General features: G+C 51.1%; 16 protein-coding genes. 5 read left to right on the top strand and 11 right to left on the bottom strand.

Translation table 11 applies throughout. The features are described 5' to 3' along the window. The first annotated feature begins 84 nt into the window (after positions 1-84). The 3 genes from phnX (at position 85) to NNL21_RS23940 (ending at position 3,012) form a co-directional block, all read left to right on the top strand. Entirely contained in the window at positions 85-912 is an 828-nt protein-coding gene (phnX, locus tag NNL21_RS23950) for a phosphonoacetaldehyde hydrolase (RefSeq protein WP_204821129.1), read from the top strand. A gap of 68 nt (positions 913-980) precedes the next feature. Further along, complete coding sequence (gene phnW, locus NNL21_RS23945) at positions 981-2,090, top strand: 2-aminoethylphosphonate--pyruvate transaminase (protein ID WP_204821130.1); 1,110 nt, start codon at positions 981-983, stop codon at positions 2,088-2,090. Positions 2,091-2,229: 139 nt separating this feature from the next. Further along, complete coding sequence (locus NNL21_RS23940; protein WP_204821021.1) at positions 2,230-3,012, top strand: DeoR/GlpR family DNA-binding transcription regulator; 783 nt, start codon at positions 2,230-2,232, stop codon at positions 3,010-3,012. A gap of 71 nt (positions 3,013-3,083) precedes the next feature. Here the strand turns inward: NNL21_RS23940 and NNL21_RS23935 are convergent, their stop codons facing one another. The 3 genes from NNL21_RS23935 to NNL21_RS23925 all read right to left on the bottom strand — a co-directional run bounded on the left by NNL21_RS23935 (position 3,084) and on the right by NNL21_RS23925 (position 6,259). After that, on the bottom strand, positions 3,084-4,082 hold the full coding sequence (locus tag NNL21_RS23935; protein ID WP_204821022.1) for an aminoglycoside phosphotransferase family protein: 999 nt from the start codon (positions 4,080-4,082) through the stop codon (positions 3,084-3,086). A 322-nt stretch (positions 4,083-4,404) separates the two neighbouring features. Continuing rightward, complete coding sequence (locus NNL21_RS23930; protein ID WP_204821023.1) at positions 4,405-5,031, bottom strand: helix-turn-helix transcriptional regulator; 627 nt, start codon at positions 5,029-5,031, stop codon at positions 4,405-4,407. 46 nt (positions 5,032-5,077) lie between these two features. After that, on the bottom strand, positions 5,078-6,259 hold the full coding sequence (locus NNL21_RS23925; protein ID WP_204821024.1) for an ABC transporter substrate-binding protein: 1,182 nt from the start codon (positions 6,257-6,259) through the stop codon (positions 5,078-5,080). A gap of 626 nt (positions 6,260-6,885) precedes the next feature. Here NNL21_RS23925 and NNL21_RS23920 point away from each other — a divergent pair. Together NNL21_RS23920 and NNL21_RS23915 are read left to right on the top strand one after the other, a co-directional pair. Beyond that, the gene (locus NNL21_RS23920; RefSeq protein ID WP_204821025.1) at positions 6,886-7,536 is read left to right on the top strand and encodes a hypothetical protein; all 651 of its coding nucleotides are present in this window, start codon (positions 6,886-6,888) and stop codon (positions 7,534-7,536) included. Next, positions 7,536-8,048, top strand: a complete 513-nt coding sequence (locus NNL21_RS23915) for a hypothetical protein (protein WP_204821026.1) — start codon at positions 7,536-7,538, stop codon at positions 8,046-8,048. Before NNL21_RS23920 ends, NNL21_RS23915 begins: the two co-directional genes overlap by 1 nt. Before the next feature lie 75 nt (positions 8,049-8,123). Here the strand turns inward: NNL21_RS23915 and NNL21_RS37055 are convergent, their stop codons facing one another. The 8 genes from NNL21_RS37055 to NNL21_RS23880 form a co-directional block, all read right to left on the bottom strand. Continuing rightward, positions 8,124-8,294, bottom strand: coding sequence for a hypothetical protein (locus NNL21_RS37055; protein ID WP_507176567.1), 171 nt, complete (start codon positions 8,292-8,294; stop codon positions 8,124-8,126). 169 nt (positions 8,295-8,463) lie between these two features. Further along, the gene (locus tag NNL21_RS23910; protein ID WP_204821027.1) at positions 8,464-10,332 is read right to left on the bottom strand and encodes a hypothetical protein; all 1,869 of its coding nucleotides are present in this window, start codon (positions 10,330-10,332) and stop codon (positions 8,464-8,466) included. Next, a complete protein-coding gene (locus tag NNL21_RS23905) occupies positions 10,325-11,485 on the bottom strand; it encodes a Gfo/Idh/MocA family protein (RefSeq protein WP_204821028.1) in 1,161 nt (386 codons plus the stop codon). Before NNL21_RS23905 ends, NNL21_RS23910 begins: the two co-directional genes overlap by 8 nt. 33 nt (positions 11,486-11,518) lie before the next feature. Next, positions 11,519-12,166 carry an SMP-30/gluconolactonase/LRE family protein gene (locus tag NNL21_RS23900; RefSeq protein ID WP_256555437.1) on the bottom strand — a complete coding sequence of 216 codons (648 nt, stop codon included), beginning with the start codon at positions 12,164-12,166 and terminating at the stop codon, positions 11,519-11,521. Positions 12,167-12,178: 12 nt separating this feature from the next. Then, the gene (locus NNL21_RS23895; protein ID WP_204821029.1) at positions 12,179-12,841 is read right to left on the bottom strand and encodes an RraA family protein; all 663 of its coding nucleotides are present in this window, start codon (positions 12,839-12,841) and stop codon (positions 12,179-12,181) included. Positions 12,842-12,865: 24 nt separating this feature from the next. Continuing rightward, the gene (locus tag NNL21_RS23890) at positions 12,866-13,858 is read right to left on the bottom strand and encodes a Gfo/Idh/MocA family protein (protein WP_204821030.1); all 993 of its coding nucleotides are present in this window, start codon (positions 13,856-13,858) and stop codon (positions 12,866-12,868) included. Positions 13,859-13,880: 22 nt separating this feature from the next. Next, entirely contained in the window at positions 13,881-14,255 is a 375-nt protein-coding gene (locus tag NNL21_RS23885; protein ID WP_204821031.1) for a RidA family protein, read from the bottom strand. Then, a complete protein-coding gene (locus tag NNL21_RS23880; RefSeq protein ID WP_204821032.1) occupies positions 14,252-15,028 on the bottom strand; it encodes a creatininase family protein in 777 nt (258 codons plus the stop codon). The genes NNL21_RS23885 and NNL21_RS23880 overlap by 4 nt, the downstream gene beginning before the upstream one ends. Positions 15,029-15,073 lie beyond the last annotated feature (45 nt).

The following is a 15,073-nucleotide window of genomic DNA, read 5'->3' as shown; positions in this document are numbered from 1 at the left end:
ATTGAGTTATTAATTGTGATGTGAGTTTTTGGACAACCAATGCATATGTATCGAACGACCATAAACAAGGAGAGTGAAGAAGTGATGACGACGGCATACCGCGGGAAGATTCAAGGCGTCATATTCGATTGGGCAGGAACGATGGTGGATTATGGCTGCTTCGCTCCATTGCTTGTTTTCGTTAACGTATTTAAATTCCGGGGCATCGAAATTACAGCAGAAGAAGCCCGGGGACCGATGGGCATGCTGAAACGGGATCATATTAAAGCACTGCTCGAGATGGAACACATCGCCGGTATGTGGAAAGAGCGTTACGGGAAAGCTCCTGCCGAAGCGGATGTTGATGAGCTCTATGCTGATTTTGAACCCATGCTGTTCGCAGACTTGGCTCGCTACACCGATCCGGTGCCAGGTGCGCTCGAGGTCGCCGCCAAGCTTAGAGAGCAAGGATTGAAGATTGGCTCAACGACCGGTTATACCGCTCAAATGATGAAGATCGTCGCTTCGGAAGCCAAGAGCAAGGGCTATGCGCCGGATACCCTCGTGACACCGGATGACGTGTCCGCAGGCCGTCCACATCCATGGATGTGCTATCGCAACGCGGAGCTGCTCGGTATATACCCTATGGCGGCAATGGTCAAGGTTGGGGATACGATCAGTGACATTCAAGAAGGTGTCAACGCCGGTATGTGGAGCGTAGGCATTATTAAGGGTGGAAGTGAGCTGGGACTTAGTGAATCGGAGGTCTCCACTATACCGGCTGATGAACTGGCCAGCAGAATAGCTGTCGTCACCGATCGGTTCCGAGCGGCAGGTGCCCATTATATCATCGAGGAAATCAGCGGTCTGCCGGCGGTCATCGAGCAGATCAACGCTCGTCTGGCAGAAGGCGGAATGGGAACTGCAGGTTAATTCATGGCATGAACCATCGAACCTTCAAGCACATTACAAAGGAGATATCTTGTATGAACATCGATTTATTGGATGACAATCCTTATCTGCTGCTTACGCCCGGACCGCTATCGACGAGTAAACGTGTGAAGGCCGCCATGCTGAAGGACTGGTGTACCTGGGATCGCGAGTACAACGACCTGGTCCAGAACATCCGGAGCAGACTTGTTGCGCTTGCAACCAAGCGTACCGGCGAGTATTCCTGCGTACTCATGCAGGGCAGCGGGACGTTCTGTGTCGAATCCGTTATCGGAAGCGCACTCGGCCGAATCGACAAGCTGCTCGTTCTGACGAACGGCGCCTACGGCAAGCGCATTGCCCAGATGGCGCAGGTATTGGGGATCTCTACCGTCGTGCAGGACAGCGGTGAGGTATCGCTTCCGGATCTGGATAAGCTGGAGGAGACGCTGCGCAGCGACGAGACGATTACGCATGTCGCGATGGTCCATTGCGAGACCACGACAGGTGTGCTTAATCCGATCCAGGAAGCAGGACGGATTGTGAAGTCGCATGGCAAAGTGTTCATCGTGGATGCCATGAGCAGCTTTGGCGGCGTGCCTCTGGATGCCGCTGAGATCGGCATCGATTTTCTCATCAGCAGTGCGAACAAATGCATACAAGGCGTTCCGGGCTTCGGCTTCGTCATCGCCCGCATCGACCGGCTGCAATCCTGCCAAGGGCAGGCTAGGTCGTTATCCCTCGATCTATTCGACCAATGGGACCATATGGAGAAGAACGGCGGCAAGTGGCGCTATACCTCCCCGACGCATATCGTTCACGCCTTCTATGAGGCGTTGACTGAACTGGAAGAGGAAGGAGGCGTATCCGCGAGATATGAACGGTACCGTCAAAACCAGCTTACGCTCGTGAGCGGCATGCGGGAGATTCACTTCGAGACCCTGCTTCCTGATGAGGCACAATCACCAATCATCACTTCCTTCTACTACCCGAAGGACGAGTCCTTTACGTTCGAAACGTTCTATAAACAGCTCAAAGAGCACGGCTTCGTGATCTATCCGGGCAAAATCTCCAACGCGGACACGTTCCGCATCGGGAATATTGGCGAGATCGATGAGGCCGACATGAAGCGGCTTGTGGCTGCAGTCGAACAGGTCAGAGGCGACGGGCAATCAGCCTAGCATCTCTGTTAGGCTTTCAGCGGGATAACAAGCATCTCCGGCGCAAGCTCAGCCAAAAATGGTGGCGTTTAGATAGCGCGGGAGTGATCCTACCGTTATAATGTGGACATAAGCTTTATGACGGAAGGGGTCTATTCAATTGTCATTAGTTGGCGAGGAACGTAAAGGAATCATTCTGGAGCAGCTGAATTCGGAAGGCCAAGTCAAGACGGTTGACCTCGTGAAGAGACTCAATGTTTCTTCCGAAACGATTCGCCGTTATCTGGAGGAGCTGGAGGCCGAAAGCCGTTTAAAGCGGGTATACGGCGGAGCGGTCAAAATAAATATCGGCGGCGAGGAGCCCTCTTATCTTAAGCGGGAAGTGCTCTATGCGGAGGAGAAGCGGAATATCGGGAAGGCCGCGGCCGCACTCGTTGAAGACAATGATGTGATCTTCATCGATGATGGCACAACGCCCCTGCAGCTGATTTATTTTCTCATGAATAAGAGCAATCTGACCGTACTCACCATGTCGATGCCGGCCTTGCATCTGCTGATGGAATATAAGAATAAGGATTTGTTCTCGGGCGACATCTACCTCATCGGCGGGAAAGTGAATACTACCCACTCCCGGGTAACCGGGTCGATCGCGGAGAAGATGGCTGCGTTGTTTCATGCAGACAAGGCTTTTATCTCGATCGACGGAATTACACACAAGGGTATTACCGTGTTCGACCCGGAGCGCGGGCAGCTCGTGAGCAGGATGATGGATAATTCCAATCAGAGGATTCTCATGACCGATAGCTCCAAGATCGGCCTAACCCAGCTCTACAGCATGACCGAATGGCGGGATATCGATATTGTCATTTGCGACGTGGACATGCCTAAGGACTGGAAGAAAACGCTGAGTGAGCAAGAGGTCAGCTGGATCGTAGCCAAATAAATCGAAGAAGCTGGCACCGTACATACGGTTCCAGCTTTTTTTGCGTTGTTGGGGTGGAGTACGAAGTCCCGTTATACGGAGCCGTAAAGCTCCAAATACTCGGGGTAAGCACGCAAATGAATCTCCTTCGCACGCTTCTGGGTCTTCTCCTTCACATCCGTCATAGTTTCGGCCTCAACAAAGTCAGCCAGGACATCGACCACATCATCGAACAGCTTGAATCGAAAGTACAGCTCCATCCGTTCATATACCTCTTTACCTGCCAAACCAATCACTTGCTCTTGCCAGAATGGCCATTCCGGCTTCCGATAAAGCGGCCAGAGGAGGACGGAGTAATCCATTGCAGCATCCCCCGTTACCGTTAAGTCGTCCCAATCAATCAGCCACAGATCATGGTTATCATTGGCTAAGATATTTTGCCAGTTTATATCGTTATGTACGACATCCGTCGCCTGTTTCTGAAAACAGGGCATCTCTTGAGCAAGCTGTCTTAATACAGCTAGTTCGGCATCGAACCATCCGAGCGTCTGATCGGTCACAAAGGTGAGCAGGTGTCTCTCCGCCCGGATTCCTTCCAGATCCTCCTCGAATCGGGTGATGTATTCCTCAGCCAATGCCTCTGCGTATGAAAGAACGCACTCACTTGCGATGACATCCTGAATCTGACTGTCGTTATGTAATTGATGCAGCATTCGAAGCACCTTCGGGATCATCGGTGTCGGATCGGTAATAGCGCTCAACGGCATCCCATCAATAAACTCAAACACTAATCCATACGGATAACCGGGCAGGACCTCCTGCGTCACCTCTTGCACGAGTCGCGGCGCATGGTATCGGTCGGTAAGATGGTCACTTAAGAGCGCCCACTGCTGCAAATGCGGGGTTTTACGTTCTTGTACAAATTTCACGTGGCGAATGGTTTCACCATCTGATAAGCGATAGGACTGATTGACGAATCCCCCTGGATTCCAGATATAGGACGCCTCAATGTTGGAGCCTTGTAACCCTAGTTCATGCCTATATTCCTTGGCCCACGTCACTACCAATTGTTCAGCTGCTTTAATATCCATGCATGCCTCCTCTACTCTTCATCAGGACAGTCATCTGGTTAGCAATCATTATTCCAATTATGATTCCGGGTGTTATTAGCACCATTAAATACTAGGTAACACTTAGTATTGCTAATAACTTATAAAATGATTATCCTGCAAGATAGGAACGACTGGGTGGGTATCAACGACTTGAGAACAGTATTGAACATCCTGTTCGTACCCTCGTTCGCGGAGCTCGCGTCCACTCCCTGAGTCTTCTATTCGCTGCCCCACTCTACGCGACATTGAAAGGAGATTGATTGAACAATTGCGCACCGCCGTTCGTTCGTAATCATTTCTCCTATATCTTACCATACCCCTCTCCCGTGCAGGCAATATGCGTCAGCTGCTCCAAGCGATAATACTCCACCTCGCCGGATTGTTCGCAGAAGGCAATGACATATACCTGGTTCGCCTGCGAGTACGTTCGATAGGGATGAACGACCACGGTATACGCTTCTTCCCCATCTCGATATGTGATGCGCAGCTTCTGGCTTTGCTTGATCGCCTGATCGATGCTATGCATCCGATTCGCCATATCCGTGTCCACATAGAACATCGGAATGTCACTCTCTTCAGGCTGATAAGGCACGAAACGCTTCAGCGTCTGTACGACCCGGTCGAGTCCTTCCACATAGCCCATCGACTCCGCCGCTTCCTCGTATTTGTAAATCAAGAAATTCAAGATGCGAATATCCGTCTCCGTCAAAAATATAGACGGCAGGATATAAGTCCCATCCGCGTATTCGTAGCCGCGCCTTCTGGCGTTATAAGTCATCGGCGCGCGGAGCGAATTCTGCATATATTCCATATCCCGTCCCGCTTGCCGGACGGATATTTCGAAGCGTTCGGCAAGATCCTTGGTATTCGGATAACGCTTGGCCCGTATTTGCTCGTCAAGCCAGAGGATGCGGTGCATGTTGCTCATGGTTCATCATCAACTCCATTTGCTATTGCTGTCGCGACTGCCCGCCTTACCAGCCTGCCAGATTATCAGGCTCAATCGGAACTAGCGTGGGAGTGCGCGTTACAGCAGCCTGTAACTCCCGCTCCGCATCCGATGCATGAATGAGCGTATCGAACGTTCCATTAAAGTGGAAGGCCGGTATCATATTCAGCCATTGATAGGCACTTAAACGCCCGTATTTCAGTTCCTCCAGGAAAGGCTTATATAACGGATCCGCCGCCTGTCCGCTCTGCGCCGCGCCCGTCTTGGAAACCGCCAGATTCAGCACCGACCAAAGTTTGTCGACTCCATTCCCAGGGAGGGCTAGCTTGCGCAGAAACGACCATGCCAGATCGCGGTCGCTGCACGTAGTTGAGATTCCATAGCCATATACTTGAAAGAGGTTAGCCTTCGGTTGGAGCTTATTTGAAGGGAAGCCGACGACCCCGAACTTCTCCTTCTGCTCCGGCGACATCGGCTTGATCGCCCAGTTGGCATCCATATACATGGACATCTTACCGTGTATGAAGCAGTCGATCCATGAATCTTGACCAACGCCTTGGCGCGGTGAAATTCCTTTATCAATAAGCGTCAAATACCGCTGGAAGGCTTCGATTGTCGCCGGGTGATTCAAATGTCCTTCGAGTGTCCTGCCGTCCTCGGATAAGAAGGAGCCGCCGTTGTTCCAGACGACCGGTTCGATGTACAGCATGTAGCCGAAGCTCGTAAATACCCCATGACGGATAATGTTTCCCTGATCGTCGGTCCGGGTCAATTTCTCGGCCGTGGTCACAAACTCATCCCATGTCCACCCTTCTTGCGGATAAGGGAGACCCGCTTCATCGAAGTGCTGCTTGTTGTAAAATACACCGATCGTTTCCGCCATTACCGGCAATGCTCCGACCCGTCCATGATCGACAACCGCATTCCGAATGCACGGATAAAAGTCCTCCAGGTCGACATGATCGCGCTCGATGAACTCGGACAAGTCGGACAGCAGTCCCGCATCCAGGCACTGTCCCATGTTTGCGCCTTCCCACTCCACAATATCAGGACCACTGCCACCGGTCACCTGCTCGATAAGCTCGGCTTTATCCGGTACCATCTCCAGCACCACAGTGACATCCGAATGTTCTTTGCGGAACTGCTTCACAGCCTCTTGAATCACGGCCATCCGCTGATCATCATGAGTGGCAATACGAATTTTCATTGTTTTCCCTCCTTGAAATATAAACAATAAGGTGCTAGACAGGTGTTCATCGTGTTGTAAAATCGACATCGATGTACGGAAAATATTTATGAAGTTAGAATCTCAACGCCTGCTCATCCCACTTACTCCAGTCGCTTGCATGGAAATCTTTGACCACCATAAAGTGCGGATATCACCACCGCTTGCCCGAAGTCAATAAATAGTGAATCATACGCTGCAGCAAATTAATCTTGTTAACAATCGGGTTAATATTACCATGTAATCTTGAGGGATATTCTTTTTTATTGCACTGGCTTTGGATGTGAGCAAGCCTACGAATAAACCTTTTTTAGGCCCAATCTCACAGGGAAGCTGTAAATTCAGATGAGATCTTCATCGTATTTGCTCCTCCAATCTTTTTACTCTTCATCATTATAAAAAGAATGGTCAGACATAAAGTGTCAGACCATTCTTTCTTCATTAGCTCTTGCGTATAAGATTCGTCAGATCCTGCGTTAAGTTTCGTCAGCTTTGCGTATAAAAATCGTCATGTCGGCAACAATGCTATCATAGACTAGTTGTAGTTTTGAGTTGTAGTTTGGTTGCAAATTATAGTTGCAGTTTATATAATAGGAGGTGATATTGTTATGATTGGAGAGGTGAGATTAATGTCCACCGTCATGGATCGGGAAAAGGTACGTCACTTTAGTATGATGTTCGAAGACTTTGCAGGTATGCCAGAAGAAGAAGAAATCACTGTGAGGATCAGTGATCTCAAAGCATTCATGAATGTCATGCGGGATTATGCCATAATGACGCATATTAGCGACTCGGATGCGGAAGCAGCTACAGCACTTGCACGTGTTGCAGATTACGTGGATCAAGCCTGTCCGAACGAGACGAACACGTCCACCGTCTACAAAACTACAACCCTTGCTGGAATCTTTGGTGTATCAGTAACAGCAATTAATAAATGGATAGATGAAGGCCGGTTCATTGGGTATCAGCGGCCAGAGCCGGGTAAGCATGCCAAAATTCCACATTTCACACCATTTCGTATGCGGGACGGGTCAGTAGTACCTCTTAGTCGTCTGATCGATGAATATAACGGTAAACCAACTTCTTTTGCCGATGATGATGAGCGCCAATTACTGTTGGTGGAACTTGCGCGACTGAAGAATAAATATGGAAAATCGTCGTACGCTGAAGCTTTTGGCGAACGTGAATTGTCCCCCAGCGAAGAGAGCGACGCTTCTTGGTGGTGCTTCTACGAAAGAAAGTTGAGCGAGCTGAAATAATGGCTAATTTCGAACATTGGGCAAAAAACAGCGACCAGCGAATGCCCGAAACAGATTTTACTTACTTAGCTAAACAATTCGGGGATATTATTGACGGGGAGATCAAAGCCGGTAACAGTGATGGTACTGACGGGTGGCCTCAAGTCCGAAAAACGATCAGCTTGCAGCACAGTCTTGGTAAACTCGAAATATGCGAATACGTAGATAGGAAATCCGGAACGATCAGTAAGTTTGAATATAATTGGAGCTACCTACCTGACCGCCAATGGAAATTCCACTATGATACGTATCATCCAAAACGATATTGGACGGAGACGATCCATTATCATCAGCATGATGAACCCACACCCAATAAATACGAGCATGAGCGAATCGCTAATTTCCGTATGAGGGATTTATTACATATTATGGAGACCATACGTTTGATTGAACGCTTCCAGAAAGAATGGCAAATCCAACAAGGACAACAGTTCCAATCGGGGAACAAGCACAAACAAAAAAAGACAAGATAACCTTGAGATAAAGTAGTGCATGGAAACAGTAGGATCAGCCGCGGAGCCTACTGTTTTCCTAAGAGCCCTAGCAGTTTATAGAATCTCGGATGCCTTCGAACAACGCTTGCAAACATTTAATTGAGTTCCATCGGATGTGGTTCTTGTGTAGAGCAGCTTGATTCTTGTTGCCTGACATACTGGGCATGTCCCTCTACCTCGACTCGTCAGTTTCCAGAGAACTTTACCTCTTTTTGTTTTGGCCATATTCTAATCTCCTTCCTATCCTATTCCCCCAGCTCTTGCATTGGGATAAGTTCGCCCTAGTTGCCTCTCCAATCCATTCTTCAACTCATTTATGATTATAAAAAAAATGGTCGGACATAAAATGTCGGACCATTATAAATTTTATTTATCATAGCCGTCATTAAAGCTCTCAGCGCCCAATCTGCAGCGGAATCTCTGAAGGTATATGTTGCTTGGATAACATGGTCACGACGACTTCATGCTGCCCTTCCGGTACGCGGCAGAATGCCCAATCCCGCCCGTTCTGGCGATGAATGACGGCTTCGCATTGCCGTCCATCGATCGAATAGGACGCATGCCCGAAATTTTCGACGCCTGCCAGCGGAATTTTGACTAATACGCCGTCGGCCGATTGCGTTTCAGCCGTAAAGGAAAGGATGACGCCGTCCTCCAAAGATTCAAGGACATAGCGACTCAGCTCCGTTGTGGAACGGTCGATCCACCATAAACAGAGCCTGTTGGTGGAATGATGCAGCGCTTTAAACCCCTTGGCATCCAGATAGCGAAGTAGTTCGTTTAACGCAGGTAAGCAGTGCCTATTCTCCTTATCATCCGAAATATAAACGGGATGAATAAACATATTAAGCGTCCAGCCGAAAAACACTGCTCGGTCTACGGAATGGTGAATTCTGGCGATATCCCGCTCCATGGACTCTTCATATATGCGCGGCTCGAAAAATCCGATCGGAATGTTGACGAACGGTATGCGTGCATTGTCATGCTTGTAATCGTCGTAAACAAAATGCGGATACACCGTCCCGAATCCATAGCCCATCTGGTTAATTGGATTGTATGGCGGATTAAAGGCATGCGCTCTGGAGTTATCCCCCTTCATTCCGCCGGCGGAAGCCCAACGCGCATGCTCGGCCCAGCCCGTACCGGTGCACCAATGATTGACGGAAGCGATCGGTACTTCTCCGAAAGCATCCTTGTACAGCTCGATTTGTTCCAGGACGTCGGTTTTCGTATAGTGAAAATGCGGCTTGACGAAATCGAAGTGGATGGACAGATCGTGGCCATTGTTCTTGATTGCGCGAAATTCATCCCAGTCGATGGCGAACTTCCCGTCTACTGGCATAAGATTCATATGATAAGGAAGGCCCAGCGCATTCATATAGTCCGATGCTTTGACCTGAATACCTGGTGTGCATTCGTCGTCTCCGCCGTAATGAATAAGCAGATCCGGTACGCTCCCATCCGCGAACGGGGGGATCTGGTGAATGAACGGCTGAGGGGAAGACGATACGATCTCTTCCAGCAGCTGCACCCAACAGTCACCGTAAGGAATTTCCAGATCGTGCAGCCGGCTGAAGGGAATGGCGTCTCCTGTACGATAGTATCCATCTCCATCGTAATCCCGATCGATCGGCCTGCCCTGATGCATCACCCAGATCGTCTGCGTGAAATCGAAGGCGAAATACCATGTCTCCCCGCTTCCGATCTTACAGCTGATGACGGAGGGGCGACCCGTTGCGGCCCTTCCGGCATTCAGCAAAGCGGCCATCTCTACCGACTGGCTGTCCTCCGCCGTAACAAGTTCCAGCGGTGAGAAGATCGGAAGAAGCACGCTTTGGTAATCGTAATGCGGATTTAGCGTTGAAGCTTGCGAAGGGGAGGATGGCTTCGGAAAGCTTCCGTACCCCGAGATCGTGAACTCGTCGTCCGGCTGAGCCTTCGACGCGTGATGGCGAATTCCGAACAAGCCGTCCGCACCCCGCAGTGCAAAACCGATCAGGACGCCGCCGCCGGCTACCCATTCGCGAAGAGCATCCTGCTGGGATTCACTCAGTTCGATCGAACCGACGAATAAATACTTATAGGGGGCAAGAGCAGACGCTTCTTCCGCTTGCCTGATGGATAGTTCCGTCGCCCGCAGGCCCATCTCGTCAAAAATTTCAGGGAGATAGGCGTACCAGTAATTCCGTCCGTTACGGTTGACTTCCACTCTCAGCGAATCGTCATATATATAGCCGGTTAGGGATGCTGGATGTTTAGTCATGTTCGGACACCTTCTTTCTGAAATCCGGGACTTCCAACAATACGCCTCCCATATTGGACGATTCGGCTGCCAATATCGCCGGAGCCGCCGTCTCCACCGCCTTGTAGACATCCATATCGATCGGTTTATCCTCTCTAATCGCCTGAAGAAAGTTAACGACGGGCCACCCGTCTGCACTGCCATGGCCACTTTCCCGGATAAAATTGCTAACGTCTTGAACGTCGGTCGTCCAATCCGTGTTTCTCCATTTATGGTCCTTGGCCGTCCACAGCCTTGGTGAATCGTCATCCGTTCGCGCCCATTCCGCCGTCTGCTCGGTTCCTTTCACTTGGTACCAGTGGTAACCGGTTTCCTTCCGCGGACCGTGCGGCGAAGTAAAGCCGGCGGCAACTCTTAGAACGGTATCCGTGCTCGTATGCATAAGCGCAACTTCAATATCCCTCGCCTTGTAATTGTCCACATAATAGCTTTGAGGACGCGTGCCCATGCAGGATACTTTGGTCACTCTTCCGCCCGTAATGGTTAGAAGCGGGCTTAGCGTATGCGGTAAGTAATAAATCGGGTTATAGAATCGGATGTTGCGCCAAGTCGGCTCCACAACGCGGCCTTCCGGAGGCGTGGCGCTTCCGTAAAGTCGCTCGCCCGTGAGCGGATCGATGAAGTAATCCCATTCCCCGTAATGAAGATATTCGCCTTCTGCGAGCAGTATATGCCCGAAGTCTCCCCTTTCGGCCATCTTCCGCCATTCCTGGATAAATCCCCAATAACGGGTTTGCTCGGACAATTGATATTTAGCACCTGTTTTCTCCACCGTGCGGACAAGGCTCCAGCATTGTTCCATCGTGTACGCGGCGGGCACCTCCGTCGTCACATGAATGCCCTTCTCCATCGCATAGCAGGCAATATCCACTTGCATATCCGGCGGTGCCGCAATCAGCACCGCATCTAGCGGTTCGTTGCGGAGCATGCTCTCGAAGTCCGTATACCGCTTCGCATCGGGATTCAGCACGGCTGCTGCCTGATCGACCGTTGGGCGAACCCGGTCGCACAGCGCGACGATCTCGCAATCCGGATGCTTCGCATATAATCGGGCGACATATACGCCCCTTGGTCCCAAGCCGATAACGCCAAGCTTTACTTTCCGATTCAACATGGAACTTCACTCTCCCCTCGAATAAGCTCTCCGTTATGTTGATTGATGCATTCGCTGCGCGGCCCAACACCTTCCAGGCTGATCCACATTATTCGATACCCTCGCTTCCGAGGATAAATCGTATGCCCATATATTCCGTTGGAACGTCTCGTTCACGTAAATTCTTCCATCGGGGCTTACTTCGATGCCGTTCGTCGTACCCATGCCCGCTTCCAATAACGTTACTGTCCCTTCCGGATCGATTCTCCACAACCGTCCCGAGGATTCGTTCCAGTCGGGATCGCTTGCAAAGACGACGTCGTCGTCTGTGATGGCGATATCGTTAGGCTGGCTCATAGAAGACTCATGGGCGAGCACGGCAATCTCTTTGGTTGTCATATCAACCTTAAGCAAATTATGATTCGTGTAATCCGCAATCAACATGTCACCCGCCCGATTGAAGCGTATCCCGTTGCCGATGCTTCCGTTCGGAAGCTCGATAAATACGGAGCACTCCCCATCGGGCGTAACTTTGCCAATAGTGTGCGGTCTGGCATAATTAACCGCGTACAAATGGCCATACCGGTCGCATGCCGGACCTTCGATTCCATCTGTAAATCCGAAGGGCTCAGTCATCACCCGGCTGACGTATAACAACTCTTCGCTCAACGCCGCTTCACCTCGTCCCTTGATCGCTGTCACCTTGGCGTCCAATTACAATACACCGTATTTATCGAACACGTCCTGCAGCAGTTTGCCCTCCAGCAGCTCCTTGCGGCTATTGTTCTCTCTCTCGACTTTCTCGATCGCCCGCTCGACTGTCTCCTGAAGTACGGCGGCCGGAATAACCGCTACACCGTCGCAATCCGCGAAGACGACGTCGCCCGGATGAACGCGAATGCCTCCCGCTACTACAGGGCAATCATAATCAATGACGATCCCTCTTCCCCTGGAATCGACCGGCTTAATTCCCGTACAAAAAACAGGGAAGTCGATCTCCTTGATTTTCTTCGTGTCTCTGATTAAGCCGTCGATGATCGCTCCCGTGCTCCCCCTCATCTTGGCGGCCGTGGACAACAGTTCCCCCCATATGCCGTTATTTACAGAGCGATTCGTGCAAGCAATAACCACTTCACCTGGTTTAATGCTATCGAGCGCTTTAATCTCCAACCCGTAAGGATTGTCGTGAACATGGTAAATGTCCGCGGCCAAGATCGTTTTAGCACGGCCTACGATGACGATATCCTGCTGCAACGGCCGGATCGTCTCTGTCATTGCCTGCTCCCGGTAACCAAGATCATCCAACGTGTCGCAGATAACGCCGGTATACAGCTTTTCCTTCATCAATTCGAATAAATGCGCATCATGGGTATTCACTTGCTTCTCCCCTATCGATGAAAGTTATCGTTCTTGTATGCTTTTCTCGATGGCCTTCGTTAATGCCAGGCTTGCGATGCCTTCTTTCGTACCGGGTACGAAGCGCTCGCCGGTACGGATGCTGCGAATGAATTTGTCCAACTGAATACGGAAGCAGGATTCGAAGTATTCCTCCTCCAGCTTCACCGTCTGCGTTGTTGTCTCGCTCTTCAACTGAACCGTCTGGGCAGTACGGTCGAATATGGCTATGCCTCGAGGACCGACCACCTCAAATTCCCCGGCGGGAAAACGGGGCATGAACCAGCCGATTTCCACCTTCGCGATATCGCCGTTCTCAAACCGAATCACCGATACGTCATAATTGGAGGACGGAAACTCCGAACGCGTGCGAAGACCGAACGACTGTACGTCTGCGACCGCAGAGCCCGTCAGGAAATTCAGGAAATCGGCCATATGCGCCCCATCATGGATCGATGGCGATCCCCGCTCCATCGTTCGGCTGATCCTCTCATAATGCTCGGGATTCCCCTGCGGGTCCCACACCTCGTCGAATATGCCAAGCCGATAAATGAGCGGCGAGCCGAGCTTGTCATCCCGAATCCAATCTCTCAGCGTCTCAAGCAAAGGTCCGTGCCGGTAAGTAAAACCGATTTGCACCTGATAGCCGCTGCTTTGCTCCGCTTCCCTCACTTTCATGGCCGTCTCCAGATCGACCGCCATCGGTTTTTCGCAGAGCACATGCTTGCCCGCATGCAAGCTTGCGATCGTTAGATGCGGCGTCACCCATGGCGGCGTGCATATCACCACCGCATCAATGGAGGGATCATCGAGCAATTGCGTATAATCCGATGTCGCCAGCGCGACTTCATATTGAACCGCCAGCTGGCTCGCCCGGTCAAGATCGGCATCGCACAGAGCGGCAATCGAAACTTGCGGGGAAGCCTGCAAAGCGGGAAGATGTCTGGTAACGGCAATATCACCGCAGCCGATCAGTCCGATTCGTATAGGATTGTTCAAGGTTGCCCTCCTTGTCTGCGGCTCAGTCTTTGACCGCCGTACATTCGACTTCCACCAGAAACCCGTTCAACTCGCAAGCGACTACCGTACGGGCAGGATAAGGAGCTTCGAAATATTGCCCGTATACTTCGTTGAACGGCCCCCAGTGCTCGATCGCGCTTAAATAAACCGTTGAGCGGACGATATCTTGCATGCCGAAGCCGTTATCCTCCAGCAAATTCCGGATATTCCTCATCGTTTGGTGGGTCTGTTCGACGATATCCTCTCCCACAAGCTGCTGATGAACGTCGAACGGGCCGAAGCCTGCCAGGTATAGCGTATTGTTTTTCATAATGGCCGAAGAATAATGGCCGAAGACCGGATGAACCCGGGATGAACTTACCGCCGTTCTGGTCATGTCGGAACCCTCATTTCTATTTGAAGTAATCGCTCGGCGAATTGTTCGAGCCGCTCCGATATTGCCTCGAACAGCCGGCGGCCTTTGTCCTTCGTCGCCAACGTCGGCTGGCCGAATACGCCGGATGCCGTCAATTCATCGAATCCGAAGATACGAGCCGCATTGCTGCCTTGAAGCATATCAAGCTCCCATATTTCACCGGACGGTTGAATGCCATCATCCTTTATCAGATCGCAATGAACCTTGGTTTCATCCAGGTACAGATAGAGCGACGTTTCGAGTTCGCATGCGTGTCCCATACCGCCGATAGGGGATTCCCGGATTTCGCCAATCGCGTCTTTCGCCAGGTTCCAATAGTCCGCCGCCACAGCGATCGTGTCCGGATACTCGGTTTTCAGCTGCTGCAGCACGATCTGGTTCGGTGCGCCGTTGCCGCCATGGCCGTTCAAGATCCAAAGCTTCTTCGCGCCCATTCCGATATAGGATTGGCATATGGAATGGAGCATCTGAATGTAAACAGGATGGCACGCCGATAATGTACCTCCGAACGACAAGTGATGGGGTGAATGCCCCAGCCACATCGTCGGAGTCAGCAGCAGACGGTCCGGCAGCAATCTCTCCAAGCGTTCCGCCAGACGGCTTACGATCAGCGTATCCGTATTCGTCGGCAGATGGGGGCCGTGCTGCTCCGTAGCTCCCGTGGGTATGACGACTAACGTTTGCTCGAAATCGATCGCGCCGATTTGCCGATAGGTCAAGTCATGAAAGATCATCCGTGCTATGCGCCTCCCTTGTGCCTCTTGCATCGTTGCTGCTTG

Source organism: Paenibacillus mendelii (assembly GCF_024498075.1).
Lineage (GTDB): Bacteria > Bacillota > Bacilli > Paenibacillales > Paenibacillaceae > Paenibacillus_Z > Paenibacillus_Z mendelii.
Note: the sequence above shows the minus strand (reverse complement) of the source record. Positions and strands in the feature narration are given on the sequence as shown.

Excerpts from the sequence above, each read along its gene's own strand:
- phnX (WP_204821129.1), top strand. The coding sequence starts at position 85 with ATGACGACGGCATACCGCGGGAAGATTCAAGGCGTCATATTCGATTGG.
- NNL21_RS23935 (WP_204821022.1), bottom strand. The coding sequence starts at position 4,082 with ATGGATATTAAAGCAGCTGAACAATTGGTAGTGACGTGGGCCAAGGAA.
- NNL21_RS23930 (WP_204821023.1), bottom strand. The coding sequence starts at position 5,031 with ATGAGCAACATGCACCGCATCCTCTGGCTTGACGAGCAAATACGGGCC.
- NNL21_RS23925 (WP_204821024.1), bottom strand. The coding sequence starts at position 6,259 with ATGAAAATTCGTATTGCCACTCATGATGATCAGCGGATGGCCGTGATT.
- NNL21_RS23920 (WP_204821025.1), top strand. The coding sequence starts at position 6,886 with ATGATTGGAGAGGTGAGATTAATGTCCACCGTCATGGATCGGGAAAAG.
- NNL21_RS23915 (WP_204821026.1), top strand. The coding sequence starts at position 7,536 with ATGGCTAATTTCGAACATTGGGCAAAAAACAGCGACCAGCGAATGCCC.
- NNL21_RS37055 (WP_507176567.1), bottom strand. The coding sequence starts at position 8,294 with ATGGCCAAAACAAAAAGAGGTAAAGTTCTCTGGAAACTGACGAGTCGA.
- NNL21_RS23910 (WP_204821027.1), bottom strand. The coding sequence starts at position 10,332 with ATGACTAAACATCCAGCATCCCTAACCGGCTATATATATGACGATTCG.
- NNL21_RS23905 (WP_204821028.1), bottom strand. The coding sequence starts at position 11,485 with ATGTTGAATCGGAAAGTAAAGCTTGGCGTTATCGGCTTGGGACCAAGG.
- NNL21_RS23885 (WP_204821031.1), bottom strand. The coding sequence starts at position 14,255 with ATGACCAGAACGGCGGTAAGTTCATCCCGGGTTCATCCGGTCTTCGGC.
- NNL21_RS23880 (WP_204821032.1), bottom strand. The coding sequence starts at position 15,028 with ATGATCTTTCATGACTTGACCTATCGGCAAATCGGCGCGATCGATTTC.